The 24,962-nt window shown below is 64.1% G+C and carries 19 protein-coding genes; 7 read left to right on the top strand and 12 right to left on the bottom strand.

What is annotated here, in order from left to right; all coding sequences use genetic code 11:
• Positions 1–41: 41 nt before the first annotated feature.
• The gene (locus FSY59_RS10095; RefSeq protein WP_003059882.1) at positions 42–791 is read left to right on the top strand and encodes an enoyl-CoA hydratase/isomerase family protein; all 750 of its coding nucleotides are present in this window, start codon (positions 42–44) and stop codon (positions 789–791) included.
• Here FSY59_RS10095 and FSY59_RS10100 read toward each other — a convergent pair.
• Positions 788–3,010, bottom strand: a complete 2,223-nt coding sequence (locus FSY59_RS10100) for an acetoacetate--CoA ligase (protein ID WP_148728900.1) — start codon at positions 3,008–3,010, stop codon at positions 788–790. The genes FSY59_RS10095 and FSY59_RS10100 overlap by 4 nt on opposite strands.
• A gap of 229 nt (positions 3,011–3,239) precedes the next feature.
• Here FSY59_RS10100 and FSY59_RS10105 point away from each other — a divergent pair, with 229 nt between their 5' ends.
• The 4 genes from FSY59_RS10105 (at position 3,240) to FSY59_RS10120 (ending at position 9,065) form a co-directional block, all read left to right on the top strand.
• Positions 3,240–5,150, top strand: coding sequence for a radical SAM protein (locus tag FSY59_RS10105; RefSeq protein WP_148728901.1), 1,911 nt, complete (start codon positions 3,240–3,242; stop codon positions 5,148–5,150).
• 232 nt (positions 5,151–5,382) lie between these two features.
• Complete coding sequence (locus FSY59_RS10110) at positions 5,383–6,705, top strand: solute carrier family 23 protein (protein WP_003059874.1); 1,323 nt, start codon at positions 5,383–5,385, stop codon at positions 6,703–6,705.
• A 147-nt stretch (positions 6,706–6,852) separates the two neighbouring features.
• Positions 6,853–8,379: an acetyl-CoA hydrolase/transferase family protein gene (locus tag FSY59_RS10115; protein WP_003059872.1), complete on the top strand. Its 1,527-nt coding sequence runs from the start codon at positions 6,853–6,855 to the stop codon at positions 8,377–8,379.
• 212 nt (positions 8,380–8,591) lie between these two features.
• Complete coding sequence (locus FSY59_RS10120) at positions 8,592–9,065, top strand: PaaI family thioesterase (RefSeq protein ID WP_043370419.1); 474 nt, start codon at positions 8,592–8,594, stop codon at positions 9,063–9,065.
• 598 nt (positions 9,066–9,663) lie between these two features.
• On the opposite strand, the gene FSY59_RS10125 is transcribed toward FSY59_RS10120, so the two are convergent.
• The 7 genes from FSY59_RS10125 to FSY59_RS10155 all read right to left on the bottom strand — a co-directional run bounded on the left by FSY59_RS10125 (position 9,664) and on the right by FSY59_RS10155 (position 18,020).
• Positions 9,664–10,365 carry an ABC transporter ATP-binding protein gene (locus FSY59_RS10125; protein ID WP_019044021.1) on the bottom strand — a complete coding sequence of 234 codons (702 nt, stop codon included), beginning with the start codon at positions 10,363–10,365 and terminating at the stop codon, positions 9,664–9,666.
• A 142-nt stretch (positions 10,366–10,507) separates the two neighbouring features.
• Entirely contained in the window at positions 10,508–11,278 is a 771-nt protein-coding gene (locus FSY59_RS10130; protein ID WP_003059864.1) for an ABC transporter ATP-binding protein, read from the bottom strand.
• Complete coding sequence (locus FSY59_RS10135) at positions 11,271–12,365, bottom strand: branched-chain amino acid ABC transporter permease (protein WP_003059860.1); 1,095 nt, start codon at positions 12,363–12,365, stop codon at positions 11,271–11,273. The genes FSY59_RS10130 and FSY59_RS10135 overlap by 8 nt, the downstream gene beginning before the upstream one ends.
• Positions 12,366–12,509: 144 nt before the next feature.
• Entirely contained in the window at positions 12,510–13,379 is an 870-nt protein-coding gene (locus FSY59_RS10140; protein ID WP_148728902.1) for a branched-chain amino acid ABC transporter permease, read from the bottom strand.
• A gap of 158 nt (positions 13,380–13,537) precedes the next feature.
• Complete coding sequence (locus FSY59_RS10145) at positions 13,538–14,701, bottom strand: ABC transporter substrate-binding protein (RefSeq protein WP_003059855.1); 1,164 nt, start codon at positions 14,699–14,701, stop codon at positions 13,538–13,540.
• Between the two features lie 190 nt (positions 14,702–14,891).
• Entirely contained in the window at positions 14,892–16,454 is a 1,563-nt protein-coding gene (locus tag FSY59_RS10150; RefSeq protein ID WP_148728903.1) for a benzoate-CoA ligase family protein, read from the bottom strand.
• Between the two features lie 3 nt (positions 16,455–16,457).
• Positions 16,458–18,020 (bottom strand): 3,4-dehydroadipyl-CoA semialdehyde dehydrogenase, encoded by a 1,563-nt coding sequence (locus tag FSY59_RS10155; RefSeq protein ID WP_148728904.1) that lies wholly within the window; start codon positions 18,018–18,020, stop codon positions 16,458–16,460.
• A 167-nt stretch (positions 18,021–18,187) separates the two neighbouring features.
• Between FSY59_RS10155 and FSY59_RS10160 the strand changes: the two genes are divergently transcribed.
• Complete coding sequence (locus tag FSY59_RS10160) at positions 18,188–19,090, top strand: helix-turn-helix transcriptional regulator (RefSeq protein WP_003059848.1); 903 nt, start codon at positions 18,188–18,190, stop codon at positions 19,088–19,090.
• Positions 19,091–19,096: 6 nt separating this feature from the next.
• On the opposite strand, the gene FSY59_RS10165 is transcribed toward FSY59_RS10160, so the two are convergent.
• The 4 genes from FSY59_RS10165 to FSY59_RS10180 form a co-directional block, all read right to left on the bottom strand.
• Positions 19,097–20,773, bottom strand: coding sequence for an acyl-CoA dehydrogenase family protein (locus FSY59_RS10165; protein WP_003059845.1), 1,677 nt, complete (start codon positions 20,771–20,773; stop codon positions 19,097–19,099).
• Between the two features lie 94 nt (positions 20,774–20,867).
• On the bottom strand, positions 20,868–21,695 hold the full coding sequence (locus tag FSY59_RS10170) for a M48 family metallopeptidase (RefSeq protein WP_003059843.1): 828 nt from the start codon (positions 21,693–21,695) through the stop codon (positions 20,868–20,870).
• Positions 21,696–21,732: 37 nt separating this feature from the next.
• Positions 21,733–22,605: a DMT family transporter gene (locus FSY59_RS10175; protein WP_019043212.1), complete on the bottom strand. Its 873-nt coding sequence runs from the start codon at positions 22,603–22,605 to the stop codon at positions 21,733–21,735.
• A gap of 109 nt (positions 22,606–22,714) precedes the next feature.
• Complete coding sequence (locus FSY59_RS10180; protein WP_003059836.1) at positions 22,715–23,410, bottom strand: AraC family transcriptional regulator; 696 nt, start codon at positions 23,408–23,410, stop codon at positions 22,715–22,717.
• Positions 23,411–23,513: 103 nt separating this feature from the next.
• Between FSY59_RS10180 and FSY59_RS10185 the strand changes: the two genes are divergently transcribed.
• Positions 23,514–24,872 (top strand): MFS transporter, encoded by a 1,359-nt coding sequence (locus tag FSY59_RS10185; protein ID WP_182312189.1) that lies wholly within the window; start codon positions 23,514–23,516, stop codon positions 24,870–24,872.
• The last annotated feature ends 90 nt before the right edge of the window (positions 24,873–24,962 follow it).

Consider the following 24,962-nt stretch of genomic DNA (forward strand, 5'->3'; position numbering starts at 1 on the left):
TCAGAGGCCCTATCTGCACAGGTCTGGATGAAAATACAGTCATGTCTCCAGAGCTTTCGATCCAGGGCGCCTGTGCCCGCATCACCTTGCGCCGCCCCGAAGTTGCCAACAAACTGCTGCCCGAAGACCTGAGCGTGCTGCGTCGCCAGATCGATGAGGTCAATGCCAACCCGGCCGTGCTGGTGCTGACGCTGCAGGCGGTGGGCAAGCATTTCTGCAGCGGCTACGACATTGGCGAGATTGCCAACAGCCAGAACGAGGGCAGCTCCTTCGGCGAAATGGTGGATGCCGTGGAAAACTGCCGCGCCGTGACGATTGCCGCGATCCAGGGCGGGGTGTTTGGCGGCGCCACCGATATGGCGCTGGCCTGCGATTTCCGCGTCGGCGGTGCCAACAGCCAGATGTTCATGCCCGCCGCGCGGCTGGGCCTGCATTTCTACGGCTCGGGCCTGGAGCGCTATGTGACCCGGCTGGGCCTGGATACGGCCAAGCGCCTGTTTCTGACCTGCGAGAAGCTGCAGGCCCAGGCGATGAAGGACTGCGGCTTTCTGACCGATCTGGCGGACGGCGCAGATATCGGCGAGCGCGTGGCGCAGCTGCAGGCCACGCTGTCCGGCATGGCGCCGCTGGCCTTGCTGGGCATGAAGAAGCACCTCAACGCCATTGCCCGCGGCGTGCATGACAAGGCCGGCATCGATGCTGCCGTGCAGGCCACCATCGAATCGGCCGATCTGAAGGAAGGCGGCGCGGCCTGGCGCGAGAAGCGCCAGCCTTTGTTTACCGGGCGTTAGGCCACCGTCTCTGCCTTGGCCAGGTATTCCCTGGCAAAGCCCTCGTACCAGTCCAGGCAGCCGGGGTTGGCCATGGCGTCCTTGTTGACCACCTTGGCCAGGGGCTGGCCCAGCAGCAGCTTCTTGATGGGCAGCTCCTGCTTCTTGCCGCTGAGCGTGCGCGGGATCTCGGCCACGGCAAAGATATCGTCGGGCACAAAGCGGGGCGACAGCGCCGAGCGGATGGCCTTGTTGATGCGCTCGCGCAGGGCCGCATCCAGCTCCACCCCGGGTCGCAGGGCGACAAACAGCGGCATGTAGCTGTCCTTGCCCAGATATTCCAGGTCCACCACCATGCTGTCCAGCACCTCGGGCAGGGCCTCTACGGCGCTGTAGATCTCGCTGGTGCCCATGCGCAGGCCGTGGCGGTTGATGGTGGCGTCGCTGCGGCCGTAGATGATGCAGCCGCCCTCGCCGAGCAGCTTGATCCAGTCGCCATGACGCCAGACCGGCCCCATCTCTGCCGGGCCGTCACCGCCGCCTGGTTGGCGACCATGACCGGCCGGATACATGTCGAAATAGCTGGACAGATAACGTTTCCCGAATGGATCGCCCCCACGCTCCCCCACTGGGTGTGGGTCGCTGCCCCTAAGCCGGGCGCCCCCCGAGGGGGCCTTCGCACCTTGAGGCGACTCGGCGGTGCTCACGTCCCCCCATAGAAACAGCGGCATGGATGGAATGGGCTGGGTGCAGACCAGCTCGCCGACCTCGTCCATCACGGGCTGGCCCTCTTCGTTCCAGGCCTCGACGGCCGCGCCCAGCTGGCGGCATTGCATGACGCCGGGCACCAGCGGCAGATCGCGGTTGCCACCGATGAAGGCCCCCGCGAAGTCGGTGCCGCCCGACAGGTTGTTCCACCAGATGTCGCCCCCACGCTCTCCCAAGGGGGCCGACGGCCCGGCGCCGCTCATCTGCCGGATCTTGCGGAACTGATCCGTGCCCCACTGCTGCACCTCGGCAGACAGCGGCGAGCCCGTGCTGCCCAGCCCGCGTATGCGTGACAGATCGCCGCAGGCCGACAGATCGACACCGGCCTTCATGCAGTTGGCGTAGAAGGCCGCCCCTGAGCCAAAGCTGGTCACGCCGGTCTCGGCCGCGAAGCGCCACAGCGTGCCCCAGTCGGGCTTGTCCTTGCTGCCGCCGGGGCTGCCGTCAAAGATCACGCAGGTTGTGCCCCCCAGCAGGCCCGAGACCTGGGCATTCCACATCACCCAGCCCGTGGAGCTGTACCAGTGGTAGCGCTCACCCCAGCTGTTGGACTCGTAGCTGCAGCCGATGTCGTTGTGCAGACCCTTGAGCTGCAGGGCCACCAGCACCATGCCGCCATGACCGTGGACTATGGGCTTGGGCAGGCCCGTAGTGCCGCTGGAGTAGACGATCCACAGCGGATGGTCGAACGCCAGCCATTCGGGCTCAAAGGCAGCGGTATCAGCATCATTTCTCGCGGTAACGCTTGTGTAGTCTGCGGTGTCAGCTATCTTTATCGAGGTATTCAGATTGGGCACCAGCACCACGTGCTGCACGCTGGGCAGGCCCTGGCGCAGCTCCTGCAGGACCTCGCGGCGGTCTATGTCCTTGCCTGCGTAATGCACGCCGTCCACGGCGATCAGCGCCTTGGGCGCTATCTGCTTGAAGCGGTCGAGCACGGCATGAGTGCCCATGTCGGGTGCGCAGATGCTCCAGATGGCGCCCAGGCTGGCACAGGCCAGAAAGGCGACCATGGCCTCGGGAATATTGGGCAGATAGGCCGCGACGCGGTCGCCCTTGGCGACGCCCTGGGCGCGCAGATGCAGGGCCAGCGACGCCACCTGACGCTGCAGCTCGGGCCAGCTCAGCTCGCGCTGCAGGCCCTGCTCGTTGCGGCTGATGACGGCCGGCATGCCGGCGGCATGGGCCGGCTGGACATGGCGCAACACCTGCTGCACATAGTTCACCTGCGCGCCCGGGAACCACTGCGCACCGGGCATGGTGTTGCTGGCCAGCACCGCGCTGTGTGCTGTGGGCGACTGCAGATCGAAGTAATCCCAGATGCTTTGCCAGAAGGCATCGAGATCGCTGGTCGACCAGCGCCACAGCGCGTCATAGTCGGCGAAGCTCAGGCCGCGCGTCTCACGCAGCCAGTTCTGGTACAGCCGGATCTGGGGAATATAGGGGGCGGTGTTGGGGGAGGCACAGGACATGGCCTCAGCCTAGCGCTGCAGTCCGTGCAAGTCATTGGTGGTGGCCCCCGCAGATGTCACCTGTGCAGCACGGATGCGCGGTCAAACCGACACGACTTGCGCAAATCAGGTTTGGGCAAGAACTTTGCATCAGGGTTGCGGCCTTGGTGCATCCTTGTTTGCGTAAGTCCTCACCGATAATCGGGGCCTGTCTACACCGTCAACGGCGCATGCCGGCGACCCGCACCCCATGTCCGCTTTGCCCACCCGCGTGCTGGCCGTCATTCCGCCGATGACGCAGCTCAACACTCCCTACCCCTCCACGGCCTATCTGACCGGCTTTCTGCGCTCGCGCGGCATCACCGCCATGCAGGAAGACCTGGCCCTGGCCCTGGTGCTGCAGCTGCTCTCGCCAGATGGCCTGCGCGCCGTGGCCGAGCGCATCCGGAGCCTGCCTGCCAGGCAGCACACGCCTGCCGTGCAGTCCTTTGTCGCACAGCAGGAGCGCTATCTGGCCACGATTGCGCCCACGATTGCGTTTTTGCAGGGGCGAGACTCCACGCTGGCCCACCGCATCGTGGGGCGCCACTTTCTGCCCGAAGGCCCGCGCTTTGCCACGCTCGATGTGTATGAGGACGAGGAAGGCGGCGATCCGCTGGGCTGGGCTTTCGGGGCCCTGGGACTGCACGACAAGGCCAAGCATCTGGCCACGCTTTACCTCAACGATCTGGCCGATGTGCTGCGCGATGCCGTGGACGAGCGCTTCGAGTTCGTGCGCTATGCCGAGTCGCTGGCCGGCAGCCAGCCCACTTTCGATCCGCTGGCCAATGCCCTTGCGGCAGAGCCCAATCTGGTGAACGAGGTGCTGGAGCGCCTGACGCTGGAGGCCGTGGAGCGTCACCAGCCCACGGTGGTTCTGCTGTCCGTGCCCTTTCCGGGCTCGGCCTATGCGGCGTTCCGCATTGCCCAGACCATCAAGCGGCGCTTCCCGCAGATTGCCACCGTGCTGGGCGGCGGCTTTGTCAACACCGAGCTGCGCGAGCTGGCAGAGCCGCGCGTGTTCGACTACTTCGACTTCGTGACGCTGGATGCGGGCGAACGCCCGCTGCTGGCGCTGCTCGAGCATCTGCGCGGCGAGCGCGGCAGATCGCGCCTGGTGCGCACCTTTGTGCGCGGCGACGACGGCAAGGTGCAGTACGTGAACATGATGGAGTCCGACATCGCGTTTGCCGAGGTCGGCACGCCCACCTGGGACGGCCTGCCGCTGGACCGATACCTGTCGCTGCTGGACATGCTCAACCCCATGCACCGTCTGTGGAGCGACGGGCGCTGGAACAAGCTCACCGTGGCCCATGGCTGCTACTGGAAGAAGTGCAGCTTCTGCGATGTCAGCCTGGACTATATCGGGCGCTACGAGGGCGCCAGCGCCGCCGTGCTGGCCGACCGCATCGAAGCCATCGTCGCCGAGACCGGCCAGACCGGCTTTCACTTTGTCGATGAGGCCGCACCGCCCAAGGCGCTCAAGGCGCTGTCGCAGGAGCTGATTGCGCGCAACGCCGGCATCTCCTGGTGGGGCAATGTGCGCTTCGAGAAAACCTTCACACCCGAGCTGGCCGAGCTGATGGCCGACAGCGGCTGTATCGCGATTTCGGGTGGTCTGGAAGTGGCATCCGACCGGCTGCTGGCGCTGATGAAAAAAGGCGTGACCGTGGACCAGGTGGCACGCGTGACCAAGGCGTTCTCGGAGGCCGGCATTCTGGTCCATGCCTATCTGATGTACGGCTTTCCGACGCAGACCGTGCAGGACACGGTGGACGCGCTCGAGTATGTGCGCCAGCTGTTTCTCAACGGTTGCATTCAAAGCGGCTTCTTTCACCGCTTCAGCTGCACCGTGCACTCGCCCGTAGGCCTCAACCCCGAGGAATACGGCATCGAGCTGCCGCCGCTGCCCGAGGGCAACTTTGCCAAGAATGACCGCCCCTTCATCGACCCCACGGGCGTCGATCACGATGCCCTGGGCGCGGCGCTCAAGAAGGCCATCTACAACTTCATGCACGGCATCGGGCTGGAGGAGGATGTGCGCATGTGGTTCCCGTTCAAGGTGCCCAAGCCCACGGTCAAGCGCGACCGCATTGCGCGTGCGCTGCAGCAGAAGCAGTGAATTTGATAGCTGCTAGCGCTTGCTGATAAACAACTTTAGATCTGTTTATTGATTAATTCATTGACGGTATTGCGCTGCAAGCTATGTATTTGATAGTTTGCCCTTGTACAGCCGTTTTCCCGCGTGTGCGAGAGACCACAGTCCCTGGTTTACCAGTGCTTGCACGGCCCCAGCGGGCAAGCACTGCTTGCCATAATCTGCTCCGTTTTTGATATCTCCAAGGAGCGATGGGATGGGAATGTTTCAATGGACGGAGCGATCGTCCGATGTCTTGCAGGGCGGTGGCGTCATCGGCCCCGATGAGCGACTGCCCTGGACGCAGACCGGTTTGATGGGTATCCAGCACGTGATCGCCATGTTCGGCTCCACGGTGCTGGCCCCCATCCTCATGGGGTTCGATCCCAATCTGGCGGTGTTGATGAGCGGTATCGGCACGCTGATCTTCTTTCTCATCACCGGCGGCAAGGTGCCCAGCTATCTGGGCTCTTCCTTTGCCTTCATCGGCGTGGTCAACATCGCCACCGGCTATGTGGCCAGCCAGGGACCTGCCAACGCCAATATCGGCGTGGCGCTGGGCGGCATCATTGCCTGCGGCTTTGTCTACATGCTGGTCGGCCTGCTGGTGCAGATGGTGGGCACGGCCTGGATCGAACGCTTCATGCCACCCGTGGTGACGGGCGCCGTGGTGGCCATCATCGGCCTGAACCTGGCCTCGATTCCCATCAAGAACATGGCGTCCAACAACTTCGAATCCTGGATGCAGGCGCTGACCTTTGTGTCCGTGGCGCTGGTGGCCGTGTTCACGCGCGGCATGCTGCAGCGCCTGCTGATTCTGATCGGCCTGATCATTGCCAGCGTGCTCTACGCCGTCTTCACCAACGGCCTGGGCTGGGGCAAGCCCGTGGATCTGAGCGGCGTGCTCAATGCCGCCTGGTTCGGCATTCCCAGCTTCCATGCGCCGGTATTCACCAGCAACGCCATGCTGCTGATCGTGCCCGTGGTCATCATTCTGGTGGCCGAGAACCTGGGCCATATCAAGGCCGTGACGGCCATGACGGGCAAGAACCTGGACCAGTACATGGGCCGGGCCTTCATCGGTGACGGTGTGGCCACCATGGTCTCCGGCGCAGCCGGCGGCACGGGCGTTACCACCTATGCCGAAAACATCGGCGTGATGGCGGCGACCCGCATCTACTCCACGGCCGTGTTCTTTGTGGCGGCCCTGCTGGCCGTGCTGCTGGGCTTTTCGCCCAAGTTCGGTGCACTGATCCAGGCCATTCCCCTGCCCGTCATGGGCGGTGTCTCCATCGTGGTGTTCGGCCTGATCGCCATTGCCGGTGCCAAGATCTGGGTGGACAACAAGGTCGACTTTTCCGACACCAAGAATCTGATCGTGGCTGCCATCACCCTGATTCTGGGTACCGGAGAATTCACGCTGAGGTTCGGCGAATTCGCGCTGGGCGGCATCGGCTGCGCCACTTTCGGCGCCATCATCCTGTACGCACTGCTGGCCATGGGCGAGCGCAAATCTGAAACCAAGGTACAGGCCAGGTGAGTGCCAACATGTAATCGAGGGAACATTCCCCTGACAGCAGCGCGGGGCCTTTGCCGAGAATCCCGGTATTAATGTTCCGCGCTGGTAACATTTCTCGCTGGAGATATGCCGCCCTACCCGGGCGGTTTTTTTTAGTTGGAGCATGCAATGTCCATCGCAGATCGCGTACGTTACCCAGAATTCCTCTCGCGCGTCATGACGGCCGAAGAGGCAGCCGCCCTGATTCCCCACGGTGTCAATGTCGGCATGAGCGGCTTCACCGGAGCCGGCTACCCCAAGGCATTGCCCCAGGCCATTGCGGCCCGCGCCCAGGCCGAGCATGCCCAGGGCAAGCCCTACAAGATCAATGTCTGGACCGGCGCGTCAACCGCCGCCGAGTGCGACGGCGTGATGGCCGAAGCCCATGCCCTGGGTCAGCGTCTGCCCTTCAACACCGACCCCATCGCGCGCAAGGCCGTCAACGCGGGCGAGATCGATTTCATCGACATGCATCTGTCCCACGTGGCGCAGCATGCCTGGTTCGGCTTTCTGGGCCACATGAACGTCGCCGTGATCGAGGTGCTGGGTGTGACCGCCGACGGCCTGCTGATCCCTTCGACGGCCGTGGGCAACAACAAGACCTGGCTGGAGATTGCCGACAAGGTGATTCTGGAGGTCAACACCAAGCCGCCTGCCCGGATGGAGGGCATGCACGACATCTACTACGGCACGGCCATCCCGCCGCGCCGCATGCCCATCAACATGACGCATGCCGACGACCGTATCGGCGATGCCTACCTGAAGGTGGACCCCGCCAAGGTCGTGGCCGTGGTCGAGACCCACAAGGGCGACCGCGACAATGTGTTTGCCACACCGGACGAAAACTCTCAAAGAATAGCTGGCTACATCATCGACTTCCTGGCCCACGAGATGAAGATGGGCCGCCTGCCCAAGGAAATGCTGCCCATCCAGTCGGGCGTGGGCAATGTGGCCAATGCCGTGCTGGCCGGACTGCTGACCGGCCCGTTCGAGAACCTGCTGGGCTTTACCGAAGTGCTGCAGGACGGCATGCTGGATCTGCTGCGCGCAGGCAAGATGAGCAAGGCCTCGGCTACCTCCATCTCGTTGTCTGCGGCAGCCTGCAAGGACTTCGAGGACAACATCGACTTCTACCGCGAGCGCATCATCCTGCGTCCGCAGGAAATCTCCAACCATCCCGAACTGGTGCGCCGCCTGGGCATCATCGCCATGAACTCGATGATCGAGGCCGACATCTACGGCAACATCAACTCCACGCATGTCATGGGCACGGGCATGATGAACGGCATCGGCGGCTCGGGCGACTTTGCCCGCAACGGCTATCTGTCCTTCTTCGTCACGCCTTCGGTGGCCAAGGACGGCAAGATCAGCTGCATCGTTCCCATGTGCTCGCATGTGGACCACACCGAGCATGACACCCAGATCATCGTCACCGAGCAAGGTCTGGCCGATCTGCGCGGCCTGTCGCCCAAGCAGCGTGCGCAAGTCATCATCGACCAATGCGTCCATCCGGACTACCGCGCCCAGCTGCAGGACTATTTCGACCGCTCGCGCCAGCAGGGTGCACAGCACACGCCCCATATCCTGACCGAGGCGCTGTCCTGGCATCAGCGCTTCATGGACAAGGGCGATATGCGTAGCTGCGCTACCCCCTGAGCCGCTGCGCCTGGGCGGCCCCGCGGCTTCCCCCAAGGGGGACGACACCCTCGCTGCGGGGCGGCCCTTGCTGGGTGTCTCTGGCTTGGGGCGGGGGTGGATTGGGAGCTGCTGCCTAGTCCGCTTGGTGCTGGCGTTGGCTGCTCCAAGTCCTTAGCATCGAAGGACGCTCTGCAAGGAGCGTCCTTTTTTCATGCACCACAAGGACTGGTATGGCGATCTGGACCCGAGAGCTCGATCTGAAAGCGCTGAACGCAGGCAGCGCAAACACTGCAATTTCCCATCTGGGCATTGAGTTCACCGAATACGGCGACGACTATGTGCGCGCCCGCATCCATGTGGATGAACGCACCTGCCAGCCCTATGGCATTTTGCACGGCGGTGTCAGCGTGGTGCTGGCCGAGACGCTGGGGTCGATGGCTGCGGCCTGCAGCATTCCCGAAGGCTACCGCTGCGTGGGCCTCGGCGTGACCGCCAGCCATGTGCGCGCAGGCCGCAAAGGCAGCTGGATCACCGCCACGGCGCGGCCCACGCACCTCGGGCGCACCACGCATGTCTGGGCGGTGGAGCTGCGCGATGAGGAAGGCAAGCTGACCTGCAACTGCAGCCTGACGATGGCTATCCTGCCGCCCGAGGCAGCGAAGAATGTGCGACTGGATGCGGCTTCGTTGGGTGGGGTGCAGTAGGCTTTTGTTTGCGAGACCGCTTTGTTTTTAGGGCAGAGGCCGGGACTCGCCCCGGCAGGCGAGTTACCTTTCTTGCTCGCACAAGAAACGTAACCCAAAGAATGCGACCCGGATGTCTGCGTCACTGCGCTTCGCTCCGGGCAAACCTGTGTCACGCAATTCAGACCGCGGTGCGGCAAAACTCGCTGTGTGCTGGCGCACTTCGCTCAAACACGTTGCCGCAAGTCAGATTGGCACTCTTCGGTGCCAATGCCCGCAGCCTGAGCTGCGTGCCGCAGGCGCAGCCAGACGGGTGAAAGCGGGATCGGACGGCCTGCGAGAGTTATGACGAAATTGGCTTCTAGCGCTTATACAGATTGCGGTAGCAGCTATCAGTTTGATAAAGAAGCTCTGCTATGCCCCATTTTGACGGCGCAGGTTGCCCGTAGCGCAGCGGAGGGACTTGGGCTGCAGGGGCTGTTCTTTGCTTACTTTCTTGGGAGCGGCCTTCCGTCACCAGCAAGAAAGTAAGCCGGCGAGGCGGGCCGAGACCCGCCCTCTGCCTCATATCAAAGAGAAGAACTCTGCCATGTAAGAAAGGCGCAAAACCTTTCCCCGCTCAAACCCCCAGCAACGCCGACAACCTCTCCGGCTGCTGCAGCAGATGCGCGGACTCCGCCTGCAAGGCCAGCCGGCCTTTTTCCATCACCACGGCCTTGTCGGTATGGGCCAGCACCTTCTTGTAGTCGCGGTCCACGATCAGCGTAGAGATGCCGGTCTCGCGGATCTGGGCAATCACGCGCCAGATTTCGGCCACCACCAGCGGCGCCAGCCCCTCGGTGGCTTCGTCAAGAATCATGAGGCGCGGGTTGGTCATCAGCGCGCGGCCGATGGAGACCATCTGCTGCTCACCGCCCGAGAGCTGATCGCCGCCGTTGGACAGTCGCTCCTTGAGGCGTGGAAAGGTTTCCAGTACACGCTCGTAGGTCCAGCCCCGGCTGCCGTCCAGGCCGGCTCTGGCACTCATCAAGAGGTTTTCCTTGACGGAGAGGTTGGGAAAAACGCCGCGCCCTTCGGGGACATAGCCAATGCCGAGACGCGCCATTCTTTCGGGGGCGGAATTCGTCACCTCCTTGCCATCGGCAAACACCTGGCCCGAACGCGCCGGCACATAACCCATCAGCGTACGGATCAGCGTGGTCTTGCCCATGCCGTTGCGGCCCAGCAGGCCCACGGCCTGGCCCTGAGGCAGATCCAGCGAGATGCCGTGCAGGATATGGCTGTCGCCGTAAAAGCTGTGCACCTCCTGCAGGCTGAACATGGCATGGTTCGAAGGCCCGGAAAGTGGGCGCGTGCCTGTGCCCGAGGCAGCAAGCAAGGGCCGCCCGGCAGCGATGGTGCCGTCCCCCTCCCGCGCAGCGAGAGAGGGGGAAGCGGCAGAGCCGCTCAGGGGGTGCCTAGTTTCAAGCATGCTCTTCCTCTCCGAGATAGGCGGTGCGCACGACCGGGTCGATACGAATCTGATCGGGCGTGCCCGTGGCCACCACGCTGCCGTTGACCATGACGGTGATGCGATCGGCAATGCGGAAAACGGCATCCATATCGTGCTCCACCAGCAGCACGGCATGCGCGGACTTGAGCTCCTGCAGCAGCTCCAGCATGCGTTCTGTTTCTTCGGCGCCCATGCCTGCCAGAGGTTCGTCCAGCAGCAGCACGCGTGGCGCCGTGGCAAGGCACATGGCGACTTCCAGCTGACGCTTGGCACCATGGCTCAGGCTGCCGGCGATGCGCCCGGCATGCTGGGCAAGACCGGCGCGCTGCAGCGCGGATTGCGCCCGTTGCATGCTGGCTGCGCAATGCTGGGCCGACTCCCAGATGCGCCAGGGCCTGGGCAGCGCCTGGGCCTGGGCCGTGAGCCGGCAGTTCTCCAGCACAGTGAACTCGGGGAAGATGGTGGTGCGCTGGTAGCTGCGGCCGATGCCGGCCTTGGCGCGCAGTGGCTGCGGCATCTGCGTGACGTCCTGGCCTTCAAGTGCAATGCTGCCGCTGCTGGCCGCTATCTCGCCCGAGAGCATGTTGATGAGCGTGGACTTGCCTGCGCCGTTGGTGCCGATGACGGCATGGACCTCGCCCTGATGCAGATCCAGATCCACATTGTTCACGGCCACCAGCCCGCCAAAGCGCCGCGTCAGGCCGCGCACGGACATCTTTGGAGCATTGCCTGCATCAGCCATGATCCCCTCCTTGCTCGACAGCTTCTGGCGACTGGCCGGTCCGCGCTGCTGCCTTCTTCTGCCATTTATCGTTGATGCCGACCAGGCCCTTGGGCAGCAGCGCGACCAGCGCGATGATGGCAAGGCCCAGCGTCAGCTGCCAGTGGTCCGCGGCATTGCCCACGATGGCATGGGTGCTCAGCAACTCCTTGAGCAGCACAAAGGTGATGGTGCCCAGCACCGCGCCGCGCAGAGAACCCACACCGCCCAGAATCAGCATCAGCAGGACCTCGCCGGAGTGGTGCCAGGCCAGCAGTTCGGGGTTGACCACGGCATCGCGTGCGGCCAGCAGAAAGCCCGCCAGCCCCGCCAGCGCGCCGGCGATCACAAAGCCGGCGAGCTTGTAGCCATAGGTGGCAAAGCCGGCAGCGCGCATGCGCTGCTCGTTGACCCGGATACCGGCCAGCGCATGGCCGAAGCGAGAGTGGCGCAGCATGGCGATGAAGGCATAGACCAGTACCAGTGCGGCCAGCACCACGAAGTACTGCGTGCTGCTACTTTCCATGTCCAGTGCTCCGATTGCCGGGCGCTGCATCAGGTAGATGCCGTCGCTGCCGCCAAAGTAGCCCACGTCGTGCACGACGAAGAAAGCCAGTTGCGCGAAGGCCAGCGTGACCATGATGAAGTACACGCCCTTGGTGCGCAGACTCAGGGCGCCCACCACCAGCGCATAAAGGCCCGAGACGCCGACGGCGGCGCCCAGCATGACGAGAAAGTTGCTGCCGTCCTGGCCGGCGGCCTTCACCGCCGCATAGGCACCCAGGCCGAAGTAGGCGGCATGGCCCAGGCTGACCAGCCCTGCGCCGCCCACCAGGATATGCAGGCTCAGCGCGAAGATGGACAGGATCATGATCTTGACCACCAGATCGGACAGATAGGCCGACCAGAAGGGCTGGGCGGCCGCCAGCAGCACTGCGGCGGCCAGCGGCAGCACCACCCCTACCCAGACGCTGTGCGCGCGAATCGGGCGGCTCTGGTTGGTGACGGCCGGAGCCTCTGCATAAGCCTGGTTGGATTGCGGCAGCGGCGTATAGGAGGTGTCGCTCATATCAATGATCCTTGACACTGCTTGTAAAACTGGCGTGAACCAAGCAGGGGGCACCGGGCAAGGTACATCCCGCAGCGAAGGTGTTGCCCCCCTCCCGCGAAGCGAAAGAGGGGGAAGGCGTGAGGGAGCTCAAGGGAAACTTCATCATCGCTTGCCCATCAGGCCTTCAGGGCGCCATACGAGGATCACGGCCATCAGCAGATAGATGCTCATGCCGCTGAGTTCCTGGAAGAACACCTTGCCGAAGGTATCCACAAAGCCCACCAGCAGCGAGGCAATCAGCGCTCCGGTAATCGATCCAATGCCGCCGATGACCACCACCACAAAGCAGATGATGAGCACGCTGGAGCCCATGTTCGGATAGACCGAACTCATGGGCGCCGCGATCATGCCGGCCAGGGCTGCCAGGGCCACGCCCACGGCGAACACGATGCGGTACAGGCGCTTGATGTTGATGCCCAGGCCACGCACCATGTCGCGGTTGCTGGCACCGGCGCGAATCATCATGCCCAGGCGCGTGCGGTTGACGGTGTAGTACATCAGCAGCGCCACCAGCAGGCAGGCGGCGGCGGCAAACACGTTGTACCAGGGGTACTGCATCATGCCCATGAGAGGAAAGCTGCCGGCCAGCCAGGCCGGCTTTTCCACGCCATGCACATCGTTGCCCGCAAGGATGGCGCGCAGGCCTTCAAACACCAGGATCAGGCCATAGGTCATCAGCACCTGCTGCAGGTGGTCGCGTTCGTAGAGAAAGCTGAAGAATGCCCATTCGAGAAAATAGCCCAGCACCACGGCCAGCGCCACGCCGACCAGCAGCATGGTGATGAAATGCTGGCCCAGATAAGGTGCCAGCGAGAACGCCACGTAGGCTCCGATCATGTAGAAGCTGCCATGGGCGAGGTTGATCACTCCCATGATGCCGAAGATCAGCGTCAGGCCGGAGGCCAGCAGAAACAGCAGCAGTCCGTACTGAATCGAGTTCAGACACTGCACCAGAAAAGTGGCGAGATCCACGGCAATCCTTGTTGAAGCGGGAGGGCTGAGGCAGCGGCAGCTACCGCCCCGCGAATCACGGATTCGCGTTGGAGACGAGGCGCTCTGCCGGGGGCCGGCACCAAAGGTGCGGCATGCGCAGAGCAGCGACGTATCCAGGGCGGTATGGCTTGCTTGCGTTACATGCGGCAGCCGCGGGCCGGGTCCGCCAGCGCCTTCACCGCCACGCTGATCTTCTTGTTTTCCTTGCCGTCGACCTTGCGCAGATAGATGTCCTGCACGGGGTTGTGGGCCTTGCTCAAGGTGAAGTCGCCGCGAGGGCTGGCAATCGTGGCTTTTTCGATGGCCGTGCGGAAGACATCCTTCTTGCCGATGTCGCCGCCGGCTGCCTTCAGGCCCACGGCCAGCATCTGCGCCGCGTCATAGCCTTGCACGGCATAGACATCGGGCTGCAGCTTGTAGTTCTTGGCGTAGTTGGTGCGGAAGGCCTGGTCGCGCGCCGTGCCCAGTTCGTCGGCATAGTGCAGCGTGGTCAGCATGCCCTGGGCGGCCTCGCCCTGGGCGTCCAGCGTGCCGTCGGTCAGAAAGCCAGGTCCGTAGAGCGGAATGGTCTTGGACAGGCCAGAGGCGTGATAGTCCTTGACGAATTTCACGGCACCTGCACCCGCAAAGAAGGAGAACACCGCATCGGGCTTGGCTGCTGCGATCTCGGTCAGCAGAGCCTGGAATTCGACGTTGGGAAACGGCAGGGTCAATTGCTTGCTGACCTTGCCGCCGCTTTTCTCGAAGCCTTCCTTGAAGCCGTTGACGGCCTCTTCACCGGCTGCGTACTTCCAGGTCAGGGTCATGGCATTTTTCTTGCCCTCCTTGGCTGCCACCACGCCCATGGGGTAGGCCGTCTGCCAGTTGGAGAAGGAGCTGCGGAAGATATTGGGAGCACACATGGGGCCGGTGACTGCATCGGCTCCCGCATTGGGAACGATGAGCACGGTGCCGCTTTCCTTGGCGGCCTTGGCCATGGCCATGGCCACGCCGGAGTGCACGGTGCCGATGATCACGTCGACCTTGTCGCGCTTGATGAGACGATTGACATTGTCCGTGGCCTTGGCGGGGTCGGATTCGTCGTCGACCTTGAAGTATTCGATCTCGCGTCCGCCCAGCTTGCCGCCCTGTTCGGCGACCTGCATGCGAAAGCCGTTCTCGATCGCCACGCCCAGCGCTGCATAGGTGCCGCTGAAAGGCAGCATGAAGCCGACCTTGATCTTCTCCTGCGCCATGGCGCTGCTGCCGCTTGCGGCGGCAGCCAGTGCGATTGCGCTCCATAGTGCCCATTGCTTGCTCATGCTTGTCTCCTGCTGGTTGATGGATGAATGCCGGCTTGTTCTCAGATCAAGGGATATGACTGGCTGTGGTGCTGGGGGTCGCACTGGTGCAAGAGCGCACTCTAACAACTTTAGGTTTAAAGCAATACCAGCGATTGCCCTAGTTGGATGACGCTGTTGCTAACGCTTTTTGCGCGCTTGCAGCAGGCCGTCAGCGTGGTTTCGTGTCCAGTTCCCGCAAGCGAAAGCGCTGGATCTTTCCGGTTGCGGTCTTGGGCAGTTCGTCCACGAATTCAATGAAGCGCGGGTATTTGTAGGCAGCCAGCCGGTTCTTCACAAAGGCCTTGAGTTCGTCCTCGCTGGCGCTCTGCCCGGGCTTGCACACCACATAGGATTTGGTCTTGGTCAGGCCCTGCTCGTCGGTCACGCCGATCACGGCCGCCTCCAGCACGGCAGGGTGCTGCTGCAGCGTGGACTCGACCTCGAATGGCGAGACATAGATGCCGCTGACCTTGAGCATGTCGTCGCTGCGGCCCGCATAGGTGTAGTAGCCCTCGGCGTCGCGCACATATTTGTCGCCGCTCTTGAGCCAGGCACCCTGGAAGGTGTCGCGCGTCTTGTCGCGGTTGGCCCAGTACATCAGGGCCGCGCTCGGGCCCTTGATGTAGAGATCGCCGATCTCGCCATCGGCCACGGGCTGTCCATCCTCGCCGCGCAGCTCCACCGCATAGCCGGGCACAGGCTTTCCGGTGCTGCCGTAGCGGATATCGTCCGGGCGGTTGGAGAGGAAGATATGCAGCATTTCGGTGGAGCCGATGCCGTCCACGATATCGGCACCGAAGTGGTTCTTGAAGCGCTGGGCAATCTCGGCCGGCAGGGCTTCGCCGGCCGACGAGCACATGCGCAGGCTGACCCGTTCGCGTGCCGGCAAGGCGGGGTGGGCCAGCATGCCCGCAAAGCCCGTAGGCGCTCCGAAAAACACGGTGGGCCGGTGCTCGGTCCAGCGCCTGAAAGTGGCTTCCGGCGTGGGGCGCTCGGCCATCAGCACCACGCTGGCTCCCACGCTCAGAGGGAAGGTCAGGGCATTGCCAAGGCCGTAGGCGAAGTAGAGCTTGGCGGCGGAAAAGCAGACATCGTTTTCATTCAGGCCCAGCACCGGTTTGCCATACAGCTCGGCCGTCCAGTAGGGGTTGGCGTGGGTATGCACCGCCCCCTTGGGCTTGCCGGTGGAGCCTGAGGAATAGAGCCAGAAGCCGGGGTCGTCGCCCATGGTCCTGGCGGCGTGGGCCAGCGGCGTTTGCTGCTGCAGCCAGGGCTGCAGCGCCTCGAAGGCCGGTGGCAGGCCTGGCGATGCATCCTCGGGTCTGGCGACCCAGATATGGTTGACCTCATGGTGCGCCTGCTCCAGGGCCTGCTGCACCACGGGAACCAGCGCGCCATTCGTCAGAATCGCCTGCGCACGGCAATGCTCGAGCATGTAGGCGTAGTCAGCTGCGGTGAGCAAGGTATTCACCGCCACCGGCACCACACCAGCGTACATGGCTCCGAGAAAGGAGATCACCCACTCGCGCATATCGTGCATGACCAGCAGCACGCGCTCCTCGCGATGGATGCCGGCCGTGAGCAGGCCATGGGCCAGGCGGCGGGCCTGCTCCTGCAACTGTGCATAGCTGAGCGTGCCCTGGTCATCGGTGTAGGCGTTCTTGTCACCGCGCCCCTGGTTGAGGTCAAACAGATGCTGGGCAAAGTTGAAGGCTTGGCTGAAGTCGGCCATGGCTCATGCTCCCGTCGTTTCGGCCAGTGCCTGCAGAACCTGCGGTGCAGCCTGTATGGCGCTTTTGCGATGATAGAAATCCAGGGCCCGCAGGCCGCCGAGTTCGCAGCCGCCGCCGGCGCGGCCCGGACCTCCATGCTGGGACTGGGGCATGACATTGCCATGGCCCGTATGCAGCTTGGCGACAGCGGGCGTGACCACGTGCACGCGGCCGTGGCTGGCGGCGAGCTCGGTGGCGCTGGCGGCCAGGGCCTGGTCGTCATCACCGTAGATAGAGCAGACCAGCGAGCCCTGGCCGCGATGCGCAAGTGCCAGGCCATGGGCCAGGTCACGGTAGGGCAGGAGCGTGGCCACCGGGCCAAAGACCTCCATGTCGTGCACGAGTGCACTGCCATCGGGGTCTTGTGTGCCCAGCAGCACGGGTTGGGCGCAGGCGGCAATCGCCGGGTCGGCATCGATCAGCGCATTGCGCCGGCCGTCATGCAGGGCCGTGGTGTGTTCCAGCAGGCGGCCCAGGCCTTGCTGCACGCTGTCGTACTGCTCGCGGCTGACCAGAGATCCCATGCGCACGGCGTCGTTGCGCGGGTTGCCCACGGAGATCTTCGCCAGCTGCGCACTGATGGTCTGGGCCAGGCTGTCATACAGGGCCTGCGGCACCAGCACGCGGCGTATGGCCGTGCATTTCTGGCCGGACTTGACCGTCATTTCGCGCACCACTTCACGCGCCAGCAAGGCGGCGGCTTCGCTGTCCGGGCCATGGCCGGGCAGCAGCATCGCACAGTTCACGCTGTCGGCCTCGATATTGCTGCGCACCGAATGGCGGCTGATGGCCGCATGAGAGCGGATGGTCGACGCCGTGTCCGCAGACCCCGTGAAGGAGACCACATCCATGGGCTGCAGCTGATCCAGCAAGCCGGCGGCACTGCCGCAGACGATGGACAGCGCTCCCGGCGGCAGTATGCCGGCATCGATCACATCCTTGACCATGCGCTGGGTCAGCCAGGCGGTGGCCGTGGCCGGTTTGACGATGACGGGCACGCCCGAGAGCAGGGCCGGTGCCGCCTTTTCCCACAGCCCCCAGGCAGGAAAGTTGAAGGCGTTGATGAACAGCGCCACGCCGCGCGTCGGGACCTGGATATGGCGGGACAGAAAGGCTCCGTCCTTGGCCAGCGCCACGGCTTCGCCGTCGCTCAGATGTCTGGCGTCGCCCAGTGCTGCGCCCCATCTGGCGTATTGATTCAGGGTGTAGATGCCGCCGTCCACATCGACGGCGGTATCGTTTCTGACGGTGCCGCTGTTGGCGGTGGAGATCTCGTAGTACGCGTCACGCCGGCTTTGCAGCAAGGCGGCAATATCGGCCAGCAGGCTGGCGCGCCGGGCATAGCTCAGGGCGCGCAAGGCATTGCCTCCGGTGTCGCGGGCAAAGGCAAAGGCGGCAGCCAGATCAAGCCCGGTGGCGTCGACACGCACCAGCTCGGCCCCCAGTACCGGATCTCGTAACAAACTGCCCGGGCCGCTGCCGGTTTGCCAGCGGCCTGCCACATGGTTGGCCAGTAACTCAGTCATGGGGGTCTCCTGAAGTGCTGTTCTGATCAGCATCAAATCTTTGGTGCAACATGCAATATTGTGCGTGCAATCAAAAGATAAATACGAGACAATGCAGTGTCAAGCAATATATTGCATGATTCGCGTTAACCCCGACTGTTTATCATTCACGGCCTCTGAGGAGCTTTATGGATCAGTTAGACATGGCATCCGCGTCGGTTGCGGAAGGGGATGAGGCGGGCAAAAGCCCGTTGCTGCAGGCCTTGGGCGAGAGGGTGCGCAATCTGCGTGCGCGCCGCGGTCTCACGCGCCGCGGGCTGGCTTCTGCGGCTGTGGTGTCCGAGCGCCATCTGGCCAATCTCGAATACGGCACGGGCAATGTCTCCATCCTCGTGCTGCAGCAGATCGCACAGGCACTTCAGTGCAGCATGGCCGAGCTGCTGGGCGATGTGACGACGGCCAGCGCCGAATGGCTGCTTCTGCGCGAATTGCTCGAGGGCCGCAGCGAGGCCGATTTGCAGCGTGTGCGACTGGCGGCCGGAGAGATTCTCGGGACGGCGCCCAGTGGAGACCCGCACCGGGCTTCTCGCATTGCCCTGATAGGCCTGCGCGGCGCGGGCAAGTCCACGCTGGGCCGCATGCTGGCAGAGCAACTGAATGTGCCGTTTCTGGAGCTGAATCAGGAGATCGAACGGGTGGCCGGCTGCAGCGTGCGCGAGATCTATGACCTCTATGGCGCGGGAGCCTATCGCCGTTACGAGCGTCGTGCACTGGAAGAGGCCGTGCAGATCTACAGCGATGTGGTGATTGCCACGCCGGGCGGTATTGTCTCGGACCCCGCGACCTTCAATGAGTTGCTCAGCCACTGCACCACGGTCTGGCTGCAGGCCCAGCCCGACGAGCATATGGGCCGTGTCGTGGCTCAGGGCGACACGCGGCCCATGGCAGCCAACCCCGAGGCCATGGACGATCTGCGCCGGATTCTGGACGGCCGATCGGCCTTTTACTCCAAGGCCGACCATGTGCTGGACACCAGCGGCAAAAGCCTGGCACAAAGCTTCAGGCAGCTGAAGACACTTGTCGCTGCCTGAGCGGATTCAGGCGGGCAGGGCGCGCTCAAGTATGGCCGCAATGTCGAGCCCAGCAGGGTCGAACGCTCCGACCACCATGGCCCCGCCTTGTGCGCCAAGGCGAGTCTGGATGAAGCCATCGGCCATGGGGGCGGGCGCGTGCCTGTGCAGCAGGCAGGCCTGGGCCAGCAGACACAAGTCCTGCACCAGTCGGCGCGCTTGCGGCTCCAGTGCATCGGGTGCGGCAGACAAGCGCCTGGCCAGCGATTGCGTCATCGCCGTCAGCAGGGGGTGGTCGGCAGCCATATCGCTGAGATCCTGCAGCAGCAGGCGCGCAGCTTCTGGCTCGCGGCCCATGGCGCGCAGAACGTCGAGGCACATCACATTGCCCGAGCCCTCCCAGATGGAGTTGACCGGTGCTTCACGGAACAGGCGCGAGACGATGCTTTCCTGCACATAGCCGTTGCCGCCAAAGACCTCCATGGCTTCGCCCGTGATCTCCACCGAGCGCTTGCAGACCCAGAACTTGGCGGCCGGAGTCATGATGCGTTTCCAGGCACGAGCCAGCAGGTCGCCGTCGGCCTCCGACTCATAGGCTTGCGCCAGATGCATGGCGAGCTGCATGGAGGCTTCGCTTTCGAGGGCCAGGTCCGCGAGTACGGAGGCCATCAGCGGCTGATCCGAAAGATGCTTTCCAAAGGCCGAGCGCTGACGCGCATAGGCAATCGACTGCACGGTGGCGCTGCGCACAATGGCCGCGCTGCCCAGCACGCAGTTCAAGCGCGTGTAGCTGGCCATTTCGATGATGGTGGGAATGCCGCGCCCTTCCTCGCCCATGAGAATGCCCCAGGCGTCCTGCAGCTCCACTTCCGCGCTGGAGTTGCTGCGGTTGCCGACCTTGTCCTTGAGGCGCTGCACACGTAGCGGGTTCTTGCTGCCATCGGGGCGCCAGCGCGGCACGAAGAAGCAGGCATGGCCGCCGAGTTCGCCGCTTGCCGTGGCCATGCGCGCCACCACCAGATGGGCGTCGCACATGGGGGCCGAGAAAAACCATTTGTGGCCGCGCAGCAGATACTCGCCGCCGCGGCCGCCATCATGCACCGGGCGGGCCACCGTGGTGTTGGCGCGCACGTCCGAGCCGCCCTGTTTTTCCGTCATGCCCATGCCGATCCAGATGGATTTTTTCTGGGCCAGCGGCAGATCGCGTGGGTCGTACTCGTGGCTGAACAACTGAGCCTGCAACTGGCTCCAGAGCCGGGGCTCTTTTTGCAGCACGGGGATGGCCGCTGTGGTCATGGTGGCCGGGCATAGCGTGCCTTGCTCTACCTGACCGTGCAGGTAGAAGCCGGCGGCCCAGGCGCTCCAGCGACCGCGACCCTGGCTCTCGAAGGGCAGAGAGATCAGACCCTGCTCGCGATACAGCTGCATGAGGCGATGCCAGCTGGGGTGGAATTCCACGGCATCGAGCACACGCCCGCGCGCGTCGAAGCGCTGCAGCTCGGGAGTATGGCGGTTGGCGAGCTCGGCATGCTCCCAGTTCTGCTTCTCGCCAAGCTGTTGCGCAAAGCGGCTCAGGGCCGGAACAAAGCCCTGGGCCTGCTGGCGCAGCAGCACTTCCTGCAAGGCCGTGTCGGCCTGCAGCAGGTTGATGTCGGTCAACTCATCGAACTGGTTGAAGACGTCATGGGTGTCCAGGGCCTGCATGCGATCACTCCTGTGCTGTGCGCTTGTCACAGCCCAATATAGAGCGCCGCATGGCTGGCGCAAAGCGGGTTTTCAGCCGCCTTGTCGCCGGTGTTCAGCGCCTGCGTGCCTGCTCGTACAAGCCCGTGACGCGCGGCACGTTTCCTTCCAGCTGGCGGATGCGATCGGGGCCTGTCGGGTGCGTGGAGAGAAAGCCTATGCCGCCTTCGCCCGTGGCCTGGCCCATCTTGCGCCACAGGCTCACGGCGGCCTGCGGGTTGTAGCCGGCGCGGGCCGCCAGCTCCAGTCCGACCAGATCGGCATCGCTTTCGTCGTTGCGGCTGAACTTGAGGCTGAGCAACTGGCCGCCCAGGCGTGCAGCGGCATTGCCGATATCGCCCAGACCCAGCAGTTGCGCGCCCAGCGATATGCCTATGCTGGTGGCCTGGTTCTTGGCCAGCTGCTCGCGCGAATGCTCGCGCAGGGCATGGGCCATCTCGTGACCCATGATCATGGCAATCTCGTCGTCCGTGAGCTTGAGCTGGTCGATGATGCCGGTGTAGAAGGCGATCTTGCCGCCGGGCATGCAGAACGCGTTGATCTGCTTGCTGCCGATGAGGTTGACCTCCCAGCGCCATTGGCTGGCGCGCGGATTCCATTGCGCGGCATAAGGGATGAGGCGCTGGGCAATGGTGCGCAGGCGTTGCAGCTGCGGGTTACCGGCATCTGCCAGCGCACCCTGGGCCTTGGCTTTTTGCAGCAGCTCCTGGTATTGCTGGGTCGCAGAGTTCTCCAGCGTCTCGGCCGGCACCAGCTGACGCATGACGGATGCCTTGCCGACCTCCACCTGCGCCTGTGCAGGCATCAGCGGCGCGCAGGCCAGTGCAAGCAGCAGGCAACTGCGGGTGACGGGCAGGCGCAGGGATGAGGTGAGGGAGTGCATGGCTGCCAAGTCTATGCGAGCGCGAAGAGGACTCGGGTCAGACGGCTTCTGCAGTCTTTCGTTCTGCCTGTACCACCAGCCACAGACCGCCGATCACGCCGAGCAGACCGATTACGGACCACCAGGCCGGTCGCTCGCCCACCACCAGCAGCGACAGCGCAAAGGCGGTGATCGGCTCGGCCTTGCTCAGGGCCACGCCGGTCGCGGCAGACATGCCGCGCAGGCCCACTGAAAACAGCAGATAGGCAAAGCCCGTGGCGACCATGCCCAGATAGGTCACCACGGCCCAGCCTTCGGCGCTGATCTGCAGCGGCCCGCCCAGCCAGGCCGAAACGGGCAGCGACAGCAGGGCCGCGCAGGCAAAGACCCAGGCATTGACCGTGGCCACACGCGATTGCATCACCAGGGCCTGATTGACCAGGGCGTAGGCGGCGTAGGACAGACCGGCGAGCAGGCACAGGGCCATGCCCGCCCATGGCAGATGCTGTCTGTCGCTGGCGGCCAGCGCCATGACAATGCCTCCGCCCACGCCGGTGCAGGTGCCCAGCCACCATTGGGCGCTGGGCATGCGCTTTTGCACCACAGCCTGCATCAGACCGGCCCAGATGGGGCCGCTGCCTATGGCCAGCGCCGTACCCAGGGCCACGCCGCTGGCCTTGACGCCGGCAAAGAAGCTGAGGTTGTAGATGGCCATGCAGAGGCCGCAGAACACGATACGCGCCCAGCGCATGGGCTGGCGCGCATGGCCTCGGTCCAGCAGCAGCGCCAGCGCGCCAAAGAACAGTGCGGCCATGACCATGCGCAGGCCGCCCACCCAGTAGGGCGAGAGCTGTGCGGGCGCGAAATGCTGTGCCGTGCCCGTGGTACCCCAGAGCATGGCGGCGGCCAGCACCAGGCCGACAGGACCCAAGGCGTTTCGGGATGATGAGTAAGAGATAGCGGAAGTCACAGACATGAGTGAGCCATCATGCGCGGGCCCAGGTCGCCCATCTGTCGAGAAACGCTTGAAGTGCGCCAGCTCAGCGCGGCTCACGCAGTTGACGCGATGTCACGCCGCGCTCGCGCCGCAATGCATAGGCCAGGGCGCTTGCCGAGGCGTAGCCGCAGCGCAAGGCGGTCGCTTCGAGTGCAGTCCCCTGTTTGAGCTGCCGCACGGCAGCATCCAGACGCAGGCCGCGAAGCCAGTCCTGCGGGGTGCGGTCCGTCAGCTCCACAAAACGGGCATGGAACTGGGCCACGCTCAGGTGCATCAAGCCCGCCAGTCTGGCCGTGGGCCAGCTTTCGTGCAAGGCGGCCTGGATCTGCTGCTGCAGCCGCAGCAGATCCAGTCCACGCCGCTGCAGCAAGGTGGGAGCCTGCAGCACCAGCGCCATTTGCGCGGCGGCCGACAGGCTTGACTGAGGAAAGCGCAGCGCCGGTGGCACGGCAAAGCGGCGCAGCTTGTCCAGCCCCTCGGCCATGGGCGCATCGATCACCAGTACCTGGGTTTGCGGCGCGGCCAGATAACCATGGTCGGCCCCTGCGGGGATGACCATGCCGCAGGCGCTGTCTACAAAGCTGGGTCTGCCGGCCACCTCCAGCTCCATGCGGCCCTGCAGCGCAAACAGGATCTGGGCATAGTCGTGGGCATGGGCCTGATGCTCGCCGCTGTAGCTGCGCACCGATGCCTGTGCCTGGTCAAGCACAGGGTGCGGGGATGCGGTGTCACGGCTCATGGGTCAATCCTGCTTACAGAAAGAGACGGCGGTCGGGGCAATGGTAGCGCCCGGCGACTGGCGCGGGCAACCGATAATGCCCTCTGCCTCAGAGAACCAGACCATGACCGAGTCGTCCCAAACAAGCCGCAATCCCTCTTCCGCAGACGTCGCCATCAAGCCCAAGCGCAGCTGGAGCCAGGCCTTCAAGGTCTACGCCCAGCCCACCAGCCTGCGCATGCTGGCCCTGGGCTTTTCGGCCGGCCTGCCCTTGCTGCTTGTGCTCGGTACCCTGAGCTTCTGGCTGCGCGAGGCCGATATTGACCGCACGACGATCGGATTCCTGAGCTGGGTGGGTCTGGCCTATGCCTTCAAATGGGTTTGGTCCCCGCTTGTGGATCGTCTGCCACTGCCGGCGCTGACGCGGATGCTGGGCCGCCGCCGCAGCTGGCTGCTGTTTTCGCAGCTGCTGATCGTGGCCGGCCTGCTCGGCATGTCGTTCATGGACCCCAAGCAATCGCTGCAGCCCCTGGTGTGGTGCGCAGTGCTGGTGGCTTTCGGCTCGGCCACGCAGGATATTGCGCTTGATGCCTATCGCATAGAGTCCGCCAAGCTCGACGACCAGGCGGCCCTGGCGGCCACCTACCAGACCGGTTATCGCCTGGCCATGATCTGGGCCGGAGCCGGCGTTCTGTGGGTGGCGTCACAGGTGCAGGGGGATGTGCAGGGCTATATGGTGCAGGCTTGGCATGTGGCCTATACGGCCATGGCGGCAAGCATGCTGGTGGGCATGATCACGGTGCTGCTCTCGCCCGAGCCTGAAACCCGCCCCATGGCACCGGCACGCAATGCCGCCGAATGGATCAAGGGCGCGCTGATTGCGCCGTTTGCCGACTTCGTCGGCCGCTATCGGTGGCAGGCGCTGCTGCTGCTGGCGCTGATCGGGCTGTATCGCGTCAGCGACGTGGTCATGGGCATCATGGCCAACCCGTTCTATGTGGACATGGGCTACACCAAGGAAGAGGTGGCCGCCGTGACCAAGGTGTTCGGCGTCATCATGACGCTGCTGGGCGGCTTCGTGGGCGGCACCATGGCCGTGCGCTGGGGCGTGATGCGTGTGCTGATGCTGGGGGCCGTGCTGTCGGCCTGCACCAATATGCTGTTTGCCTGGCTGGCCACGCGCGGCCATGACGTCGCGGCGCTGGTCTGGGTGGTCAGTGCCGACAATCTCGCCGGGGGGATCGCCTCGGCAGCCTTTATTGCCTATCTCTCGGGCCTGACCAATGTGCAGTACTCGGCCACGCAATATGCGCTGTTCAGCTCCATGATGCTGCTGGCGCCCAAGTGGCTGGCGGGCTTCTCGGGGGTGTTTGTCGATACTTATGGTTACGAGGCATTCTTCCACACCACGGCGCTGATGGGCTTCCCGGTGCTGCTGCTGATTTTCCTGGCATCAAGAGTGAAAATGGGCTCTGGTACTTGATGGGAAAGCGCTGTTAGCTATTGTTTTTTGGTGCGTGTAGCGTTTACCGAACTTTACGCGCCAGACAAGAGCAGATCATCTGCGTGCTGC

It is taken from the genome of Comamonas sp. Z3 (assembly GCF_008121565.1).
In the GTDB taxonomy this organism is placed as follows: Bacteria; Pseudomonadota; Gammaproteobacteria; order Burkholderiales; family Burkholderiaceae_C; genus Comamonas; species Comamonas brasiliensis.